Source organism: Peribacillus sp. YIM B13477 (assembly GCF_042787955.1).
Lineage (GTDB): Bacteria > Bacillota > Bacilli > Bacillales > DSM-1321 > Peribacillus > Peribacillus frigoritolerans.
In genome coordinates this window covers 62,227-82,969 of sequence record NZ_JBHZPD010000010.1, presented here as the reverse complement: position 1 = coordinate 82,969, position 20,743 = coordinate 62,227, and the positions used below count along the sequence as shown (strand labels likewise).

The following is a 20,743-nucleotide window of genomic DNA, read 5'->3' as shown; positions in this document are numbered from 1 at the left end:
CTCTGTTTCGCCTGCTAGATTCTCACAACGGATTTTTTAATGGTTTTACCATTAATGCTTATATATCCTGGCAGCAGGACTTCCATGATGTTCCCGGATATTTTGCTATTGAGGGCCCTTATGTACAAGTCCTCCCTGAAGACCTCATTCATTTTCACTTCCTGTATTTTATATAAAGGGGTATCGTATGTTTTACTGTACTCTTGAAAGAAATACAGAAAAAGGGCGAGCAAAGTCTCTCTTTCCTGCTCCCGTCCTTCCATAATCTCGTTTTTGATAAAATCCCACAAAGATGAAATGTTTTCATATTGTACGCCACAGACTATAAATTCCTGCACGGAACCGCCCTTGAAGATTCCTTTCAAGGAACTTTTAGTGGTTTCGGATAATTGTTGAACAGCTTCGTAAAGTTTTTCTGCTTCCCGATAGTCCGCTCTTCTCTTTTGCAATTCATTATAATAGGATTCCATTTTCTCATTCAGATGGTGGATCATTATTTGGTACTCACTAATTTCTGCTTTTTTCGAGGCAAGCTCTTGTTGAAGTTTTGCTATTTCATTTTCTTTTTCTTTCAGCAGTTCCTTATGCTCCCCCGATTGACTATACGAGCCCGCTTCTGCTATTGCTTGTATCTTTTCAATGACTCTTTCGTCTTGTAGGGAAACCATTAATGCCTCAATAAAACCATCATCCCATTCCTTATTCATCTTTACACTCCTTTCAAAAGTGTTAACCAACCATACTCGCTCTGTATATGCATGAAAAAGTTCCCTTTTTTCGCCATAGAAAAATCCCCTCCCAGATAGACTGTTAGGAGAATACAACCATAACTTATATACCAAGATATCAGTAGTGAGATTACTTATTTCTTATCAAAAATACGTATATAACGTATTAAAGATGTATGAATAATATGATGCTTACTTTCACTTTTCACTATTAAATACTCACAATGTTCCATCCTTTTTAAGACTTCTTGTAAAACATCCTCTTTTTTACTGCTCAATCCTTTTTTTATTTTCTCCCACTTAACATCAGCGTCAAGAGTATAACAAACATAGAATTCCTTTAACAGGTTAATCTTCCCCTTAAATGCTTAGTTTCTTTAACTGTTTTTATTATTTATATCTAATCCGAATTCATATTTTTCCTCAATCCGATATACTACCTTATGAGTACCACTTAATAATATTCGGTATGATCATGTTGTTTAAGTGGGTTGAAATGACTAGGGTAAACCTCCGGATTCCTTGATAAGAAAAGGCCTCCCCTCAGTAAACTGTGGGGGGCCTCAGACTATAGACAAACTCGATGAAAATCGAGTTTGTCTACAGTTTTTTTGCTTGTACAAATTTAGACGTTGATTGGAACGTAGGCACTCGCTTTCCGCGGGCGGTCCGGGAGCCTCCTCGGCGCACTTGCGCCTGTGGGGTCTCCCATGGACTCGCTATTCCCGCAGGAGTCTCGCACACCCGCTCCAATCAACTATGTTTAAAAATTTGGATAGAACTCCTTTTGCCTACAGTCTTTTTTGATTTAAAATAGATCTATTAAAACTTGAGGTGATGAGGATGCTTTCGAAACATCATTCTATTCAACGAGATCAACTTGAAATGATTACATATGCTCCCCATTCATCTTTCAATAAAAACCCGAACAAAAAAGCCCTTCTCGTTTGAGATGGCCTTTCGTTATGCTGTTCCAGCACACTCGCTTAACTATTAAATCGCACATCTTGATGCTAGTGGATTCTTGATGGTTCGCATGCATGTTTGTATGGAAGTTTAAACAAATTATCCATAACAGCATTAACACAATCTTCACAATAATAATTGACGAACTCTCTACCTTGTTCAAAAATTGGTGTCATCGTATCTATGTCAGCCCATTTAAAACAGTAAATACACATTTGCCTCATGATATATCACTCCTTTTCCACGCGGAAATAATTTGGTAATATCCAAAAGAAGAATATGTGCCACTTGCCGACATTATTCAAGAAACGTTTGTGAACCCCGACTGTAAAGGTAAATAGAGAATTAAATGCTATAAACCGATATCATTTATATACCACTCAACCTGAGTATTAAACCTCCCCCATAAATATTATTCGTTGCCCCTCAATCTTTTCCACCAAGACTTTTTCCATTTTGAAGTTCACCCATGGTTCGAAATAACGCAATCAATCTTTTTTCACTGACTTAAATTCCTTTATCCACTAGCTGCACCTTTTGTTACATAAGAAAAAAGAGCTGCCAAAGCAACTCTTTTTTGAAGTAAAATACCTGTTTCAACTTCATGGACGGTATTACAAATGACTATTTCTTTTGTCACTTTCCATCACTGCCAGTTCGTGTGGAAAACCCCTGCTAAATCACGTCGTTCATAGGTATGCGCACCAAAATAATCACGTTGTGCTTGCAAAAGGTTAGCATTTGAGATGCCTGTTCGATAACTATCGTAATAAGTAAGTGAAGAGCCTAAACATGGAAACGAGATGCCGGAATTTATTCCCTCACAGACTACCTTTCGCAATCCCGCCTGGTACTTTGCTACCTTTTCAGCGAAATATGGTGAAATCAATAAATTGGCCAGATTTGGCTGCTCTTGATAGGCTTCGCTAATGACGTTTAAAAATTCTGCCCGAATGATGCAGCCGCCGCGGAAAATAAGCGCAATATCCTTCAAAGGCAAATCCCAGCCGTTAAGTTCAGAACTCATTTTATATTGAGTGAAACCTTGCGCGTATGCACAAACCTTTCCCATATATAATGCTTGCCTAATATAGTCAATCCACTCATTTTTATCTAATTTTTGCTGAACGTTCTCAGGCCCTGTTAGAATGTTTTCCGCATGAACCCGTTCTTCTTTTAGAGCGGAAATGTAGCGCGCAAACAAAGACTCTGTAATGATCGATGCTGGTATTCCGTTATCAATCGCTTGCATGCTGGTCCATTTTCCTGTGCCTTTTTGCCCTGCTTTATCGAGAATCACATCGATCAATGGTAAGCCCGTTACTTCATCTTTTTTCCTTAAGATTTCGGCCGTGATTTCGATTAAATAACTTTTCAGTTCGCCTTGATTCCATGTTTCAAAGATGTCAGCAATTACATTAACCTCTAAATGCAATTTTTCTCTTAAAAATGTATATGCTTCGGCGATTAATTGCATATCTGCATACTCAATCCCGTTATGTACCATTTTCACAAAATGACCTGCCCCTTTTGGACCGATATAGGTACAGCAAGGAGCATCATTTACTTTGGCTGCGATTTTTGTCAGGATTGGAGCTACTTTTTCATAGGCGTCCTTATCTCCTCCTGGCATGATTGAAGGTCCTTTTAACGCACCGACTTCCCCACCGGAAATACCAATTCCTACATAACTGAATCCTTTAGATTTCAATTCATCATATCTGCGTTCAGTATCTTCGTAATGGGAGTTACCGCCGTCCATGATAATATCGCCTGATTCAAGATGAGGCAGTAATGAAGTGATCACCGAGTCGATCGCTTTACCCGCTGTCACCATCAGAAAAATCTTTCTTGGCGTTTCCAGAGACTGAACGAAATCTTGGATTTCGTAATACGGATGGATTGACTGACCGTCCAATTCAGCAACAAGCTGATCCGTTAAATCTCTTGTGTAATTATAGACAGCTACTTTTTCTCCTTTATTAGCCATATTTAACGCGATATTACTGCCCATTACCCCTAAACCAATGACACCAATTGTATTGAACATTATTTCTGCTCCTTCTTATGTAAGAATAATAGGCAGTAAATCCCTGCCATAAGTCGGGGATTTACTGCCGGGAAAGCCTATACAAATAAGCTTAGTAATAGAATGAATCCTAATCCAGCTACTGATATGATCGTCTCAAGCAAAGTCCATGTTGCGAATGTTTCTTTCATGCTTAAGCCAAAATACTCTTTAAACATCCAGAAACCAGCATCGTTAACGTGTGAAGCGATTAAACTTCCCGCTCCTGTAGCAAGTACGACCAGAGCAAGGTTAACGTCCGTCTGACCTAACATCGGAATAACCAAACCAGCTGTCGTCAAGGCAGCAACTGTAGCAGATCCCAATGAAATACGCAGGATTGCCGCGATGATCCAGGCAAGCAGGATTGGTGATAATGATGTTCCTTTGAATAATTCAGCTACATAGTCACCTACACCGCCATCGATCAATACTTGTTTGAAGGCTCCTCCGCCCCCAATGATCAAGAGCATCATTCCGATATGCAGGATCGCTGATGTACAAGATTCCATAATATCCTTCATTGGAATCTTTCTTGCCACTCCCATTGAATAGACCGCAAATAATAAGGAAAGCAACATGGAAGTACCGGCTTCACCAATAAAACGGATAGCCGCCAGTAAACCATTATCTTCAAATCCCATCGTTTTTTGCATCAAAGTGATGATTGTAGCAATTGACATTAATATAACCGGAAGTAATGCAGTAAATACACTGATTCCAAATCCAGGTGTTTCTTCAAGTTTAAAAGATTTTTGTTCCCCTAATGAGGCAATGCTGCCTGTTTTCGTAAATGATTCAGGTACTAATCTTTTCGCTATCTTCGTAAATACTGGTCCAGCTAAAATAACGGTTGGAACCGCAATGATGAAGCCGTAAAGTAAAACTTGACCAATGTCTGCGCCATATTCACCAGCGATGACGGTTGGTCCTGGGTGCGGCGGTAAGAAACCGTGTGTTACGGATAATGCCGCCACCATTGGAATGCCAAGATACAATATCGAAACTTTTAATTCTCTTGAAATCGCAAATACGATTGGAATCAATAATACTAATCCCACTTCAAAAAATAATGCGATACCGATAATGAATGATGCTGCCACGACTGCCCATTGAATATTCTTTTCACCGAATTTCTTAACAAGGGTCATGGCAATGCGTTGCGCTCCGCCCGAATCTGCGATCAACTTACCTAACATCGCCCCAAGTCCAAAGATTAACGCTAAGTGGCCGAGTGTTCCGCCTAATCCAGCTTCAATGGTTTTGACAATTCCGTCAAGCGGCATCCCAAGTGCTAAAGCCACTCCAAACGATACAATGATCAAGGAAATAAAGGTGTTTAATTTTAAGCCCATTATTAAAATTAATAAAGCGACAATTCCTAAAGCGACAATGACTAATGGCATTGTAATCCCCCCATGTCTTTACTTTGCAGCATTTATTAAGTTTCTTTGGTAATTCGCAATCTGTGTATATTCGTTTTCCAATACCCTTGATAGGTTAATGAAAATCGGCAGCAGCTGCCTGTATTCATTTACAGAATCAGCTTTCGGTGTGTGCTTGTGGGTATTGCCAATCATTTCAGAAACCACTTCGAAGGAATCAATTTCCCCAGTTGCATATAACCCTAATATACAAGCACCCAGGCACGAACTTTCGTAGCTTTCTGGAACCACGACTTCCGATTCGAAGATATCGGACATCATTTGCCGCCAAACAGCCGACCTTGCGAAGCCTCCCGTAGCTTGAATTCGGGTCACGGGACCGTCCATGCATTCGGTTAAGGCCAAAAATACGGTGTATAAATTGTAAATGACTCCCTCTAGAGCCGCTCGAATCATATGTTCTTTCTTATGCGACAGCGTTAATCCGAAAAATGAACCCCTTACGTCCGGGTTCCATAATGGTGCACGTTCACCTGCAAGATATGGATGGAATAACAATCCATCAGCGCCCGGTCTTACCCGTTCGGCAATCTTGGTCAAGACTTCATAAGCGTCGATTCCGAGTCTTTTAGCTGTTTCCACCTCGGAAGAAGCAAATTCATCGCGAATCCAGCGAAGGACCATCCCCCCATTGTTTACCGGCCCGCCAATCACCCAATGCTTTTCCGTTAAGGCATAGCAAAAGATTCTTCCTTTTTCGTCTGTTTTCGGTTCGTCAATAATTGTCCGAATCGCACCGCTTGTCCCGATCGTGACAGCGATTTCACCTTTCCGGATAGCGTTTACACCTAGATTTGAAAGGACACCATCACTTGCCCCAATGACAAATGGTGTTTGTGGGTCAATCCCGATCTGTTTGGCTAAATCCGCGTCACAGTTGTTAAAGGTCTTTGTTGTTGGTACGAGTTCAGATAATTGATCACGCGTTACTCCAGCAATTCTTAGGGCTTCCTCATCCCAATCCAAGTTTTTGAGATTCAACATGCCCATGGATGAAGCAAGGGAATAATCGACAACGTATTGATCAAAGAACTTTTTAAAGATATATTCTTTAATCCCGATATACTTTTTAACATTGGTTGCGATCTCGGGGTGATCATTCACGATCCAGGTAATCTTGGATAATGGTGACATCGGGTGAATCGGTGTTCCGGTTCGCTTGTAAACTCCATGCCCATCTAATTCATCCTTTATTTTATGGGCCCAAGCTTCACTGCGATTATCTGCCCAGGTGATGCAAGCGGTTAGCGGCTGGTCGTTTTCATCCATAGCTATAACACTATGCATCGCACTGCTAAATGAAATAAATGATGGTTTTTTATCTGGATGCTGCTTCGTTATATTTGAAAAGGCTTTCAGAACAGCCTGGAAAATCTCCTCAGGGTCTTGTTCCGCCGTTGTCATATCCGGTGTGTAAAGAGGATAGCCAATATTCTCTTGCTGGATGACATCGCCTTTTTTCGTGAATAATACAGCTTTTGTACTTGTTGTACCGATGTCTACTCCTAACATATAGCTAGTCATTTTCTTGTTCGACTCCTTTTGAAAGCATCTGTTGAGCCATCCATAAGTCTTCAACTTTTCCTTGAACATCATCAAAGTTTTCATGTAACGACTTAATCATGATGTCTCGATCTTTTGTTTTGATCGCATCAATATACAGCTGATGATTATTTATGATCCGTGTAAAGTCTTCATACTTTTCTTTAAAACGGCTGCGCATGGATAGAAGAATCAAACTTTCCATTACAGGTTTTAAATTATCCCAGATCATCAGGATGTAGGAATGATCGATGGAGCGAATGATCGTTTCGTGGAATAGAACATCCTGATAGGAAAACTCATCCGCATCCAGGTATTTTATGGACACTTTCATCATTTCCAATATTTTACTAAGTTCCATTACTAATTCATTCGTGTTCATCCTCACTAGACGTTCAAATACAAACGTTTCAATGAGAATACGTACATCATAAATTTCTGCATACTTTTTTTCTGTTAAACCAATGACAACCGCACCCATTCTTTCTAATCGGATGATATTTTCAGAGGCCAGTATTTTTAACGCTTCACGAACGGGTGAGCGGCTTACGCCGAAATCAGCAGCTAATTTATTTTCAGAAAGGATGGCACCGCTTTCAATCATCCCCGAAATAATACGCATTCTAAGCTCGGATGTAACGCGATCGCCAGCTGAAGCTTTTGAAAGCCATTTTACAGGATAAAGAAATTCCTTTGATTCAGCCATAAATTCACCTTCTTATAGAGTTCAAGTACACTTGTATACAAGTATTTTATAATAATAATAATAAATAATGCAAGCTTTTTGAATTCAACCGGATTTTCGCCAATATAATCAAAGTCGAACGTTTTAGAAGTATTTGACTTTAGCGAACGTTGGAATAAAACCTTTTTCATTATAAAAATCCCCGTTCATAAACGTGTACTTTTAATCCACTATTGAACTGAACTAAACAAGACAGAGATTAACCCCCTATTACAAAAAAAAACACCACTTTTCCTTAACAAGGTGGTGTACATTCTATTTTATCCTCTCAAAAACTTACACAAAGTAATTCTATTTTTATTTAAGGGTGGCGTCAGGTAAATATCCTACATGATGTACCGCCAGCATTATACAGAACAACACCATTAATTATCTATATGGTCATTCTACTTTCTGATGGCCCCATGCCTGTCACCTCTTATTCCGATTAAAAGGTACGTTGTACATAGGAGAATAGAAAAATTAACATAGCCTTCCAACCGATAACGATAGCAAATAAAAAGAAAAATCTCTCTTGTACCACAGCATTAATCCAATTTAGCATTCATAACAATGCAGAATACCCCGATCGCTTCAGCATTATCGTCAAAATTGCCCAGGTAAATGTAACCTGATACTCAGAATATACTCTTTGCATCCACTCCCACATAGTTATTCACAATGATTCAATCTCTTTTTTGAACCTGCCCCGTTATTGCCATATGAAAAGAAAAAGGCTGCATATGCAACCTCTGTTATTAATGTAGAGCACCGCTAATTTGAACAGTTAGTAATATGAAGCTTTTTACTAAAGAATTAAGGACACACGCGACTACTTAGTTTTAGTTAAATGTATTTTAATTTCATTGCCAACTTCAAGATTGCAATCTTGACGATCCTTAAATGAAGTTTGAGTTAAATCAAACTCCTTTCATGATACCTTAACTCCTTTTATTAATTCGTCTTTTAATTTCATAGGCTCAGCTAATTCAATGCTCCAAGGCACTTTTTGCATACCATGTACCTTTTAGTCAACCAACTCTTCCACTCTATGTCCACTTATGTAATAATTTGTGTATGACAAATTGGCAATCACTGTTAAATCAATGGTTGCACATCGTTTATCATATTTAAAGTAGTTTTAAGTTATCTCTGTTCGAGGCAAATTAGACTAATCGATTTTTATAAACCAAAAACCAGTCAAGAACACGAAAGTTTTAGGGTGTATAAACTCTGAACCTTAAGACAAAAATGATACTTGAAAGGTTGGGAGATTATATTAAAGAGCAGATAATGGTGATGTTTTCACTTAAAGTAGGCGTCCAGTAGAGGAAACGCTACTACGGCTATTCTGGCTGCAATCCTAGGGGGAAAAAAATTGAATACCGAACAAAGAATACTTCGCGCCTCCATTGGCGTTACTATCTTCGTTGCTTGCTTTGGGATCATTTTCGGCCTGCTATCAGGTTCGTTCTCTATCACCTTTGATGGGTTCTATTCTCTGACCGATGCAATCATGAGCGTCTTGGCGCTCATTGTCTCAAAGTTGATTACCTCGTCCACTGCACCGAATAGGCAGAATGGTAAATTGAGTGAACGCTTCACAATGGGATTTTGGCACTTGGAGCCAATCGTCCTTGGTCTCAACGGTGTCATGCTCATGGGGGCGGCCGTTTATGCATTGATTAATGCAATTGGTAGTCTTATGACGGGCGGCCGCAATCTCGAGTTCGGGTTCGCCATCGTCTATGCCGTTGTGACGATGATTGCATGCTGTTCCATGGCGATTTTAGAAACACGCTTAAACAAGACACTTAGCTCGGATTTTGTTGCCCTTGACGCTAAGGCCTGGATGATGACCGGTGGCATAACCGCTGCGCTCTTGATCGCGTTTTGCATCGGATACGCTTTTGAAGGAACGAATTTGGAATGGCTTACACCCTATATTGATCCGGCAGTACTTGTACTGATCTGTTTAGTAATTATTCCGCTGCCGATTTCAACGGTAAAGCGGGCCTTGGCGGATGTCCTGCTGATCACCCCTCAATCACTCAAGCAGCATGTGGACGAGGTCGCACAGGACTTTGTGAAGCGCTACGACTTCGTTTCTTACCGAGCTTACGTCGCAAAGGTTGGCCGGGGAAAACAAATTGAACTATACTTTATTGTGCCTGGCGGGTGGCCGGCTAAATGCCTTGAAGAGTGGGACGCAATCCGTGATGAAATCGGTAATGCCATCGGCGAGGAAAGTACTGATCGATGGTTAACAATTGTGTTCACGACCGATGTTGAATGGGCGGACTAAAAATAGGGTAGTGAAGTGAGCAGGCGAGCCTGGCGATATGCTCGTACGGCGGCAGAATGTTTGTTTAAAGAGCCACGGGCCTCATGTGGATTAGGGGTAACCACCAGCAAAAACGCGTCTTTTTTTCAACTAACTGCCCCGATAGTTGCATAAAAAATGCTGCCTTAAAGACTGCTTCAATCATCGGCTAACGCATTACAGAATCGCACCAAATACTTGAATAAACATTTTACTTATCTTAGCTGTAACATGTTTAGTTTCTAATTTATGCTCCATCTTTCTATTAATATAGGAATGTCAAAAAAACAAAGATAAAGGTAGAGCTAAAGATAATCCAACGGTAATATGAGATAAAAGACAAATCCATATTTATAAATACCAAGAAAACAGCACATGAGATTAAAAAATCAACTGCAAAAAAGGCCGATATCGTGTTAGTGAATAATAATTCCATTTATAAACCTAAATCAAGTCCATTATCCTCTTTAAAAACCCAGCTATCTTCACATGAGTAGAATAGCTGGGTTTCTTTATTATATACGTCCAAGCACTAAGCTATTTCGTGCAGCTTCTACTACTTCGGTGGTAATCGATGTAAGTAAGGGTGATTGATTTCGAGGATGCTTAAAATGCTTTTGAGCTTTTATCTTTCCTCGTTAATAAATCATTCTTTGTCAGTAAGGTATTTAATTTTTCTGAACTTAGGAGCATTGCTACAACAAAAACAGCAATACAAAATGGAAAGATTCCTATTGTTGAATGTGATGCAATGAAGCCAAGAAGAGGTGGTATGAAAGTACTACCTGTATAAGCAACAGCCATTTGATAGCCCATAATTGTCTGGGAATGCTTCTTCCCGAAACGTGTTGGAGTTTCATGCAACATACACGGAAATATCGGTGCTAATCCTAGTCCAACCATAATAAAACCTACAAGCGAAAAAGTGGAAGGCAATGGTAGGAATAGAAGCGTGGCACCAGCTAATGCTATTATTTGCCCCATCCGAATGAGAGTACGGTTACTCATTTTAAAGGTAATGAAGCCTGTAATAAATCTCCCCATTGTTATCCCTGCGTAATATAAGGAAACCCATTGTGCAGCAACCGATACGGGTAACTCCTTGACATTTACCAGAAAGCTACTTCCCCAAAGACCCACTGTTGATTCAACCCCACAATAAAACAAGAAGGAGATCAGAGCCAGTTTAACTCCTTTAATTTGTAAAGGTTTTACATGTTTAGCATCTTCATTATAAAATACACCTTTTGAATCTTCCTGCGCTTCATTTATTGTTATATTGCTTTCCTTTTTCACTCTATTCCATAAGGGCAAAGTGAAGAGAAGGATTACAGTTAACATGAACTGAATTCCAGAGATTGCAAGATATCCATTTCTCCAAGAATTTTGTTCTGAGATAAACTGAGCCATAATGATAGGACCAAAAGCAGCTCCGACTCCCCAAAAACAATGTAACCAACTCATATGGTGTGCCTTATACTGTGTAGCAACATAATCGTTTAATCCTGCATCAACAGATCCTGCACCTAATCCAAGTGGTATGGCACATACAATTAACCAAACAAGCGATGGAGCAAAATGAAATCCCAACAAAGCACCAGCAGTCAGTAAGCAACTGACAAATGTGACATTGCCAGTTCCAAACCGTTTAAGTACCATTCCGCTAGCTAAACTGGAAATAATTGTACCACCAGCTATCGTCATAAAAAGTAATCCAGCAGTCTCAAGCGGGGCTCCATAGTCCAACTGCATCACAGGCCACGCTACCCCCAACAATGAATCAGGTAAGCCTAAGCTAATAAAAGCTAAATAAATGATGACTAAAAGGAATGTTGTCATATTCAAACCTCGCCTTTAATTATTTGGTACTCAATTGCACTTTCCAATTTATTTTACTTGCTTGTTCCATTCATCATGAGATCAGGTCCAAGACTTTGTAATCCATATAAACAATCCACACATTGAAGATGTTCTGACGGGAGATATTTTGAGCTACCTATAGCAATTTTGTCTAATATTCCTTTATCAACTTCATCGTTACAAAAAATGATGGAATGCGGGTTAATGATAGCTACAAACGAGGCCACACTTGCTAATGCATCAATCTCATAATGCTCACAGATAGTTACTTTTTAGGTCCACTCGATTTTCCGAAACTTTCATAAAGTTCTAATAATCATACTAGGACGAACCAGACCTTGTCCTTATAAATAATGAACACAGTAAGGGATTTTAAAACTTTTTACAAAATTTCTTTCTCCCCCCTCTTTGTTGTTTCCCGTTGAGTAGAAATAAAATTTAATACATGGCGTTTTCCGGGTGCTTCCTGAATAGCCCCTTTTACGGAAGCAGTCAGTGCTCCACTTGCATTTGCAAAAGTAAGTAATCGTTGATGATTTTCACTCACTCTTTCACATAGATTTTCATTAGTTACTTCAAGTGACACTAGTTCGGATAAGAAACCTCCGATAAATGCATCACCTGCCCCTGTTGTATCCGAAACAATTACTTTAAATCCTTTGTCTTCATATACCTCTCCATTTTTCAAATAAATATTTGCGCCATCGCTTCCTTTTGTATATACGACTACTTTCACGTTACCGACAAAAAGGGATTCAATCGCTTCTTTTTCCGTATGAATATTTGTTATAAAATATAATTCTTCATCAGATACTTTTACAATATCCGCTAGAGGCAAGAAGTTTAGTATGGTACTCCGACAGCTTTCTTCATCTGGCCATAAAGGAAGCCTGACATTAGGGTCAAAACTTACAATTCCACCTATTTTATTAAATCTGTCTATCACTTTTATATGGGTTTGTTTCATTGGACTTTCAACTAAATCCACTGAGCAAAAGTGAAGAAGATCTCCTTGATTAAACCACTCTGACTTCACCTCATCTGGTGAAAGTAATAAATCAGCTGCATTCTTTCGGTAAAAATTAAAACTTCTTTCTCCGAAAATATCTACAGATACAAATGCTAATCCAGTTTCACCTTCATCACTTCGAATAATATAGGAAGTGTCTACATCATTTCCTCGAAGCACGCCCTCTAAATAATCACCAAAATTATCATTAGCTATCTTGGTCAGCATGACGGAATTCCCACCGTATTTTGCAATTGCAATCGCAACGTTCATAGGAGCTCCACCGGCAACACGTTCAAAACCAGTAACCTCTTTTAAAGATTTTTCTTTTTGAATCGGAATAAAATCGATTAATGTCTCACCAATACAAAAAACCTTTTTCAATGTCTTCACCCCTAAACAAGGAACAAGTGTGTAGACACTTGTTCCTTGTTATTTTATTTCCAGATATCTTGCAGGTTCCAATAGGTTATTTCCTTGACTTGTACATCACCCTTCTCAGCAAATAACTCAATTCCTAGTCTATCTTCATTCGGATAGATTCGACTTGTCATGGTCGTTTGTCCATCGTTCGCAAAGATTTCAATGGAAGATCGATCAATAAATACACGCAGGGAAAGCTCTTTATTTGTCTCAAGCATTGTGCTTCTAATACCATCTTCCACTTTTCCTGACTTGGAGCAATCAAGTGTTAGTTGTTGTTTTTCTAAGTGATACGTTAATACGGTTTCTTCTTGGTTAACTCCACGAATCTTTAGACCTACAGATTGAGCACTACAATTAGTTAAGTCAAACACTGCTTTCACTTCAAGTAAATCCTCTTTCGTTTCTATCAAATAGCTTTCAGAAATGGATTGATTTGTACACTCAATGTGTTCAGAATCTCGTAATAAGATTAATTCCTCAACAGGATTCATTAAAATCTTGTTATGATACCCTAGCGTTATTTCGCGTGGTAATGTTAAGGCTCCACACCATCCATCTGCTTTAGTTGGCATGTTTGACTCCCACATATCCATCCAACCAATCGCAATTCGACGACCCTTATCATCTAACAGTGTTTGAACTGCATAAAAATCATGTCCATTATCCAGTTCAGTAAATGATCCATGAACAAACTCGTTTGTTTCGTAATTATAATCTCCAACCAAATAACCTGTTTGGAATAGATTATTATATAAATCTCCATTTGATTTAATACCTTGAGGAGAGATCATTAAAATATATTTTCCGCCTAGTTCAAAGAAGTCTGGGCATTCCCACATATATCCAAGGGATCCATCATTTTGTGCAAGAACGCCAATGTATTCCCAATTCAGTAGATCAGAAGAACGGTATAAAATAACTCTTCCGACATTCTCCTTCGTCGAATTTCCTAAAACCATGTACCAGGTATCATTGTGCCTCCACACCTTTGGATCACGGAAGTGATGTGCACTATCTACTGGTGGTTTAGCAATAACAGGATTTTCTCCAACTTTCTCAAATGATATTCCATCCGTACTGACCGCAATATTTTGATTTTGATGGAAGAGATCTTTTTCCTTGTCTGTATAGTGATGTCCTGTATAGATCAGGGTTAGTTCACCATCATTATCAACGGCACTTCCTGAGAAACATCCATCTGTGTCACAAGCATCCCCGGGAGCTAAAGCAACAGGCAAATGCTCCCAATGAACGAGATCTTTACTTTTTACATGGCCCCAATGCATAGGTCCCCAATTTGCATCATATGGATGGCATTGATAAAATGCATGATATTCCCCTTTATACTGCACGAAACCGTTCGGGTCATTCATCCAGTTAGCTGGAGCCATGATATGGTAACCTAATCGATAACGATCATTTATTTTTTTCTTGGCATTCTTCAGTGCCTCTTCAGCCTGTTTAATTCTATTAATTGTTAACATCTTAACATCCTCCTATATTATCTTTCGTAACCTTTCCAGATTGCCATTTAAGCCTTTTCTTTTTTTAGAACCTTTTAAAGTAAAAATTGAAATAATGGTAAAACAAAACACCATGATTCCCATGATGAGATAGGTATTACGAAATCCTACACTGTCATATAATCCACCTGCAAGTGGTGAAAGAATGGATGCACCAACCTGAGATGCAAATTGGAAACCAACTAGATAAAGCACAGAAGATAGACGGGTATCGAAATTCGCTGCTAAATATTTAAAAATAGCAATAAGCATAATAGGCAATTCAAGGGCATGAATTAATTTCATCGAAGAAATTCCGATTGGTCCAACAACAATGCCAGAACCGATGATTCGGAAGGCCATTAAAAATCCTGCTAGAATTAAACTATTCTTTACACCAAACTTATTTACGATAAACGGAGCAAGAAACATCATTCCGGCCTCTAAAAATACTTGGAACGAGTTTAGATATCCGAATACTTGATTGCCTAACGATTCAGTCGGAAATAATGAGGCGTAATAAAGAGGGAATTGCTGATCATAAACACTGTAGACGCATGTCACCCCAATAATGTACATCATGAAAAACCAGAAATCTTTTAATAAAAAAAGTTGTCCAACGTCTCTTAATTTAATAGAATCGGCTCTATTCATCTCTTGATCCGTCATTTCTATTTTCACAGACATAATAATGGCCACTAATATGATCGCTGAAACAGATGCAACCCAGAAATTGATATTTGGATTAATATTAAACAGCTGTCCTGCAAAAAATGTAGCTGCCGCCCACCCTAGAGATCCCCACATTCTCGATTTTCCATATTCGAAATCATATTTACGGCTAATCTTCTCAATATATGATTCAATCGCTCCAATACCAGCTAGAAAAGCTACGGCTAAATAGATTCCTCCAACAATCGCGCCCCAAAAGACATTGTGTTTTAATAATGGTCCATAGATGAAAATATAAAATGGTCCTACAAATACGAGTAGCAAACTAATGAAAGATAATATTTTTTTCTTTAAACCTATTTTGTCAGATATATAACCATATAGTGGCTGCATACATAAGGCGAAGATAGCGTTTACAGAAAAGATAATACCTGTAGCTGCCCCACTTAAATTTATTTCTTGTCCTAACCAAATGGAAAATAAAGAGTAACTTGAAGACCAAGTAAAAAAGAAAAAGAAAAAATACGCACTTAACTTCCAATACAGAATTTTTGAAACTTCCAATTTAATTGCTCCTTTTACTAGACATGTGAAAAGAAATGAATCACTAGTTAACGATATGAAAAAGAAGAATCAGAAATGTGAATTTAAGTCCATACATGGTTGTTAATGATGATACACTCTCTATTTAATGCCTGTACCTGAACCACCAATCCCCTCTAAAATAAAACGTTGAGCCACAATATAGATAATAATCAATGGAACGGTGGATATCGTCAGAACAGCCATGACTTGGTTAGTATAAACCGGATCTGTACTATTAATTGCTGTAATCGCTACTTGGATCGGAAATTTCGACTTGTCTGTCAAGACCATCAGAGGCCAGATGTAGTCATTCCAACTTCCGATAAAAGCCAATGTCCCAACAGTGGCAACGGCCGGTTTGGACATCGGCAGCATGATCCGCCAGAACACTTGCCATGTATTTGCCCCATCCAATTTAGCCGATTCAATAATCTCTTTTGGAATAGCCATAAAAAAGTTCCGGAACAAATAGATATTGAATGCCCCTGCCAACGCTGGCAAAATAACCGCAAGACGTGTATCCACTAATCCAATGCTATGAATAATGGTAAATTGAGAGATTAAGATGGTTTCAAATGGCACGATCAAAATAGCCAATAAAAGTCCAAACAGCACTTTTTTTCCACTAAAATTAAGTTTAGCAAATGCATAGCCAGCCATCCCATTGATAATTATGGAACCAACTGCTACACACAAACCATAAAACAAACTGTTGCCGATATAACCTAGTAAATGAAACCGTAACAGAACTTGCTTATAGGATACAAACCAGTCTGATGGATGAAATGATGGCAGAAAAGCCTTAATGTTACTCATATCGTTATAAATTTCCGCTTCTGGTTTCATCGAGGATGCAACCATCCAAAACAGCGGAAAAATAAATAGCACCGCGAGCAAAACCAGGCATATGTATTCTAAAATTGTTAGAGGCCCGAATTTCCGTCTCATCAATCTTCATCCTCCTTCACCAGTTTACGCTGCGTAATCGTAACCAATCCGATAATCGTCCCAAACAAGAGAGCAATTGAACTGGCATAACCAACCATACGGTCCGTAAAACCAGTTTGATAAATATAATAGACAACCGTCATGGTGGAATTCACTGGTCCGCCTTGCGTCATAACCATTGGTTGAACCAACAGCTTGAATGCGCCAATTAATGTGGTAATAAATATAAAAATTGAAGTTGGTTTCAACAAAGGTAACGTAATGTACATGAAACGTTGCCATTTATTTATTCCGTCTAACTGTGCCGCCTCATAAACATCACCGGGGATATTCTGCAGTCCTGCTAGAAAAATCAGCATCTGAAAGCCAGCTCCTTGCCAAGCTGAAACCACGACAATTGTAAATATCGCCTGCTTGGGACTTGTCAAAAACGGTTGCGCTGAAATGCCGAAGTATGTGAGTAGGTTATTAATAATCCCTTCATTTGGATTCAACAAATACAACCATAGAACAGAGATAACGACAAGTGACATGACAACTGGACTAAAGTAAGCTACTTTAAAAAACGTGTTTGCTTTACGTTGTTTATTTAACAAGAGGGCAAGCCCAAGAGCTGCCCCTATCTGTAACGGAATCACCCAAACGACAAATTCCAGTGTGTTCACCAAGCTTTTCAGAAAAATTGGGTCTTGGAATAGATTGATGAAATTGTCCAATCCGACAAATTTACGCATATCTGGTGTCAATAAATAGTAATCCGTAAACGAATAATAGACTGACATAATAGACGGAATAACAAGGAACATCGATAAAAGTAACAACGCCGGTCCCAAAAACGTATATGCTACTACATTTTCTTTCCACCGAGTTTTATTCTTGGTTCTTTCCTCTGGTCTCAGAAATGTATAGACACTCCTATTTTCTTTCCATCCAATTTTACTCATAGCTCCTCCTTCTAATTGGCCTTATCGATAGCTGATTGCATTTCTTTCGCATGTGTATCCAATACTTTTTGGATATCTTTATTCTGATCATAGAAGCTGATGTCATCGATTGTTTGTTGGAAAGCACGCGTTACTTGCGGATAAGCCGGTGTAACGGGTCTTGCGTGTCCTGTTTCTTTCAATTGTTTCAAGAAGACATTCATTTGATCTGAGAACTCTTTTGCCATCACTTTTTCAGAAGAGTATCGGACTGGCAGTGCTGCAATCGTACGGCTCAGTTCCACATTCGAATCTTTGTTTGTCATCCAATCGACTAATTTTGCAGCCCATTCTTTATTTTCGGACGTTTGTGTCATCGCAAATTGCCAACTACCTGAAGGAGAAACTAGTTTCTTTGTTTTTGGTGATACAGGATATGGGATAACGCCATAATCTACATTTTGGTAGTTTGTTTTCATATCAGTTACAGTCCATACTCCACTAATCTTCATTGGATATTTTTCCGTTTCAAACGCTTGTTTGACTGGTGTTCGTGTCGTATAACCTTCTTTCAACATAGTTTGAATAAATGTCAACGCTTCAACAGTAGGTTTTTTATTGAAGACACCTTCTGCCTTCTTTCCATCTTTCGAGATGATATCCCCATCAGCTGACCAGACAAACGGAGTTAGCGCATACGTCAACATTTCGTCTTTCGACTGTAATTGCATATCAATAGCTGGTTTGTCGTATTTATCTTTCAACGTTTTACAAAGAGCAAGGAATTGGTCCCATGTCCATGGATTATCAACTGTTGGCAGCGTATTCAAATCGACGCCCGCCTCTTGTAACATCCTTTTATTGTAGTAAATCCCAACAGATGATTCACTAACACCAATTGCATACAGCTTGTCTTTATAAGTTCCTTGTTGCTTAATACTTGGCAGCAAATCCTCTTGATCTTTTACATACTCATCCAATGGTGCAATGACACCAGATTTCGCGTAAGCAGCTGTATTGGGACCGTCCAAAGTAATAACATCCGGCAACGTGCTGGTTGTAAGGGCCGCGTTTACTTTGTCTTCATAACCACCGCCATTTCCGCTACGTGGAATAAATTCAATTTTAGCTTTGATATTGTCAGGAGCATAATTCTTATTGAAGGCTTCTACCCGTTTTTTATACACTTTTCCTTCTTCATTTTCATCAGATATGTGCACCCACATCGTAATCGTCTTTTTACCATCACTATTTACGCTTTCGCTTTTGCTGCAGCCCACCGCAGCAAACATCAGTAATAAAGATATACTTACAAGTAGCCATTTCTTCATACCTTTCACTCCCTCCTCATATCTTTTAAAAACTTATAAAAGCGCTTTCAACAGTAGTTTATGTCAACCGGTTACATATGTCAACCGGTTGACAGTCTTTTTTTTGAAAAGTCAGATATTAAATTCATGGAAGTCTCTAACTCTTGCACCTAGTAGTGCTTTTCTCTAAAATAGGTGCGTGATCAGACTAATCTGAAATTATTTTATTATAGGGTTTTCCTAGTAGGTGACAGTTTATGATATGCTATTAAACAGTTAATTATGGATTTTCATTTTTATAACCTTCGCTCTTTATAAAATATTGATGCCAATGTTTAATAACTCTGTGAACCAACTCAAAAAGTCTCAGTTTCCAGTCAATGGACAAAAACATGAAAACTTCATTTTAAATAATAATGGATGTTTCTTAATGAGGTAGGAGGACATGAAATGAAGCCTAACATTCACGATGTGGCAAAAATAGCAGGTGTTTCATCAACAACAGTTTCCCGTGTATTAAATAACCGCGGTTACATAAGTGAAAAAACAAAAGAAAAAGTTTATAAAGCGATGGAAGAGATTAATTATTTTCCAAACGATTTAGCCCGTTCTTTATTTAATAAACGAACTAATTTAATAGGACTAATTATCCCAAACTCAAGTAACCCATTTTACGGTGAACTTACCTTTCATATTGAAAGTATCTGTGCTTCATTAGGCTATAAATTGTTACTTTGTAACAGCTTAAACCGCATAGATAAAGAAGAAAAATATTTAGAGATGCTCATACGTAATCAAGTAGATGGAGTAGTCGTTGTGACATATAACCGAGGTATACTAAATTATGAGAAGCAGAATCTTTCTGTCGTGGCAATTGACCACTACTTATCGAAAAACATCCCTGTTGTTGGCTCTGACAATTATAGCGGAGGGAAAAAAGCTACAGAATTATTAATAATGAAAGGCTGTCAGTATATCGTTCATATAAATGGACCAATTGAGCTGCAAACACCAGCAAACTTAAGAAGAAAAGCGTATGAGGATGTTATGAAGGAACAGGGTAGACTTCCAATTACATATGAAGTTTCACCCCTTCAAATTCATAAAGAAGTTATCTCTAAGCTTTTTGATGAACATCCAGAAGTAGATGGGATCTTTGCAAGTGATGATTTAATCGCGGCATCTGTTATAGCTGAATCTAAAAAACGAGGAAAAGAGATACCAACGCAATTAAAAGTTGTCGGTTATGATGGAACAGAAGCAGTTCAAGTTTTACTGCCAGAATTGACAACCATACAACAACCAATTGATTTAATTGCCAAGTCAGCAATTGATATTTTATTAAAACAAATTGAAGGTGAATTTAACAATTTTCCGTTAGAGACATATCTGCCTGTTAAACTTTTAGAAGGTGGAACGACTTAATTTATTGTATTTATATGATAGTTTTGAGGTGTCAAAACCGATTTTGTTGCCAATGCAAAGACGAATAGAAAATTATTGTAGATTCGCTCTAAATAGATGGGTATATAAAATAAACTGTTTTAATTGGGGAGTCAGTTCACGTACTTTGTCTGATAATGTGTACTTTTAAAAAATATATGTAAAACCCCTTAGGTCTCAAGGGGCGATCCCTATTAAAGAATCGCTCCCTATAATTGAATAAGTCGTATCAATGATTGTATAAATAATTAGAAAAACTACTATCCTCC

17 protein-coding genes are annotated in these 20,743 nt (G+C 38.5%); 2 read left to right on the top strand and 15 right to left on the bottom strand.

The window, feature by feature from the left end:
- Nucleotides 1–14: 14 nt before the first annotated feature.
- The 7 genes from ACFX4H_RS23000 to ACFX4H_RS22970 all read right to left on the bottom strand — a co-directional run bounded on the left by ACFX4H_RS23000 (nucleotide 15) and on the right by ACFX4H_RS22970 (nucleotide 7,625).
- A complete protein-coding gene (locus tag ACFX4H_RS23000; protein WP_241637658.1) occupies nucleotides 15–707 on the bottom strand; it encodes a hypothetical protein in 693 nt (230 codons plus the stop codon).
- Between the two features lie 1,504 nt (nucleotides 708–2,211).
- Nucleotides 2,212–2,334 (bottom strand): hypothetical protein, encoded by a 123-nt coding sequence (locus tag ACFX4H_RS22995; protein ID WP_262871041.1) that lies wholly within the window; start codon nucleotides 2,332–2,334, stop codon nucleotides 2,212–2,214.
- Nucleotides 2,335–2,340: 6 nt separating this feature from the next.
- Entirely contained in the window at nucleotides 2,341–3,744 is a 1,404-nt protein-coding gene (gnd, locus tag ACFX4H_RS22990; protein ID WP_377436328.1) for a decarboxylating NADP(+)-dependent phosphogluconate dehydrogenase, read from the bottom strand.
- Nucleotides 3,745–3,821: 77 nt separating this feature from the next.
- On the bottom strand, nucleotides 3,822–5,168 hold the full coding sequence (locus tag ACFX4H_RS22985) for a GntP family permease (protein WP_063592314.1): 1,347 nt from the start codon (nucleotides 5,166–5,168) through the stop codon (nucleotides 3,822–3,824).
- Nucleotides 5,169–5,186: 18 nt separating this feature from the next.
- Nucleotides 5,187–6,731 (bottom strand): gluconokinase, encoded by a 1,545-nt coding sequence (gene gntK / locus ACFX4H_RS22980; RefSeq protein WP_377436327.1) that lies wholly within the window; start codon nucleotides 6,729–6,731, stop codon nucleotides 5,187–5,189.
- Nucleotides 6,724–7,455 carry a GntR family transcriptional regulator gene (locus ACFX4H_RS22975; protein WP_048687535.1) on the bottom strand — a complete coding sequence of 244 codons (732 nt, stop codon included), beginning with the start codon at nucleotides 7,453–7,455 and terminating at the stop codon, nucleotides 6,724–6,726. The genes gntK and ACFX4H_RS22975 overlap by 8 nt, the downstream gene beginning before the upstream one ends.
- Nucleotides 7,422–7,625 (bottom strand): hypothetical protein, encoded by a 204-nt coding sequence (locus ACFX4H_RS22970; RefSeq protein WP_063574427.1) that lies wholly within the window; start codon nucleotides 7,623–7,625, stop codon nucleotides 7,422–7,424. The genes ACFX4H_RS22975 and ACFX4H_RS22970 overlap by 34 nt, the downstream gene beginning before the upstream one ends.
- Nucleotides 7,626–8,851: 1,226 nt before the next feature.
- On the opposite strand from ACFX4H_RS22970, the gene ACFX4H_RS22965 reads away from it, so the two are divergent.
- Nucleotides 8,852–9,778 carry a cation diffusion facilitator family transporter gene (locus tag ACFX4H_RS22965; protein WP_377436326.1) on the top strand — a complete coding sequence of 309 codons (927 nt, stop codon included), beginning with the start codon at nucleotides 8,852–8,854 and terminating at the stop codon, nucleotides 9,776–9,778.
- A gap of 283 nt (nucleotides 9,779–10,061) precedes the next feature.
- On the opposite strand, the gene ACFX4H_RS22960 is transcribed toward ACFX4H_RS22965, so the two are convergent.
- The 8 genes from ACFX4H_RS22960 to ACFX4H_RS22925 form a co-directional block, all read right to left on the bottom strand.
- A complete protein-coding gene (locus ACFX4H_RS22960) occupies nucleotides 10,062–10,232 on the bottom strand; it encodes a DUF2834 domain-containing protein (protein ID WP_225989204.1) in 171 nt (56 codons plus the stop codon).
- A gap of 170 nt (nucleotides 10,233–10,402) precedes the next feature.
- Entirely contained in the window at nucleotides 10,403–11,635 is a 1,233-nt protein-coding gene (locus ACFX4H_RS22955) for an MFS transporter (protein WP_377436325.1), read from the bottom strand.
- A gap of 403 nt (nucleotides 11,636–12,038) precedes the next feature.
- A complete protein-coding gene (locus ACFX4H_RS22950) occupies nucleotides 12,039–13,049 on the bottom strand; it encodes a carbohydrate kinase family protein (RefSeq protein WP_377436324.1) in 1,011 nt (336 codons plus the stop codon).
- A 53-nt stretch (nucleotides 13,050–13,102) separates the two neighbouring features.
- Entirely contained in the window at nucleotides 13,103–14,566 is a 1,464-nt protein-coding gene (locus tag ACFX4H_RS22945; RefSeq protein ID WP_377436339.1) for a glycoside hydrolase family 32 protein, read from the bottom strand.
- 21 nt (nucleotides 14,567–14,587) lie between these two features.
- Nucleotides 14,588–15,829, bottom strand: a complete 1,242-nt coding sequence (locus ACFX4H_RS22940) for an MFS transporter (protein ID WP_034306214.1) — start codon at nucleotides 15,827–15,829, stop codon at nucleotides 14,588–14,590.
- Between the two features lie 120 nt (nucleotides 15,830–15,949).
- On the bottom strand, nucleotides 15,950–16,798 hold the full coding sequence (locus ACFX4H_RS22935; RefSeq protein WP_095392564.1) for a carbohydrate ABC transporter permease: 849 nt from the start codon (nucleotides 16,796–16,798) through the stop codon (nucleotides 15,950–15,952).
- Entirely contained in the window at nucleotides 16,798–17,742 is a 945-nt protein-coding gene (locus ACFX4H_RS22930; RefSeq protein ID WP_377436323.1) for a carbohydrate ABC transporter permease, read from the bottom strand. Before ACFX4H_RS22930 ends, ACFX4H_RS22935 begins: the two co-directional genes overlap by 1 nt.
- An 11-nt stretch (nucleotides 17,743–17,753) precedes the next feature.
- Nucleotides 17,754–19,052 (bottom strand): ABC transporter substrate-binding protein, encoded by a 1,299-nt coding sequence (locus ACFX4H_RS22925; protein WP_377436322.1) that lies wholly within the window; start codon nucleotides 19,050–19,052, stop codon nucleotides 17,754–17,756.
- A gap of 429 nt (nucleotides 19,053–19,481) precedes the next feature.
- Here ACFX4H_RS22925 and ACFX4H_RS22920 point away from each other — a divergent pair, with 429 nt between their 5' ends.
- The gene (locus ACFX4H_RS22920; protein ID WP_063592326.1) at nucleotides 19,482–20,456 is read left to right on the top strand and encodes a LacI family DNA-binding transcriptional regulator; all 975 of its coding nucleotides are present in this window, start codon (nucleotides 19,482–19,484) and stop codon (nucleotides 20,454–20,456) included.
- Nucleotides 20,457–20,743: the final 287 nt, after the last annotated feature.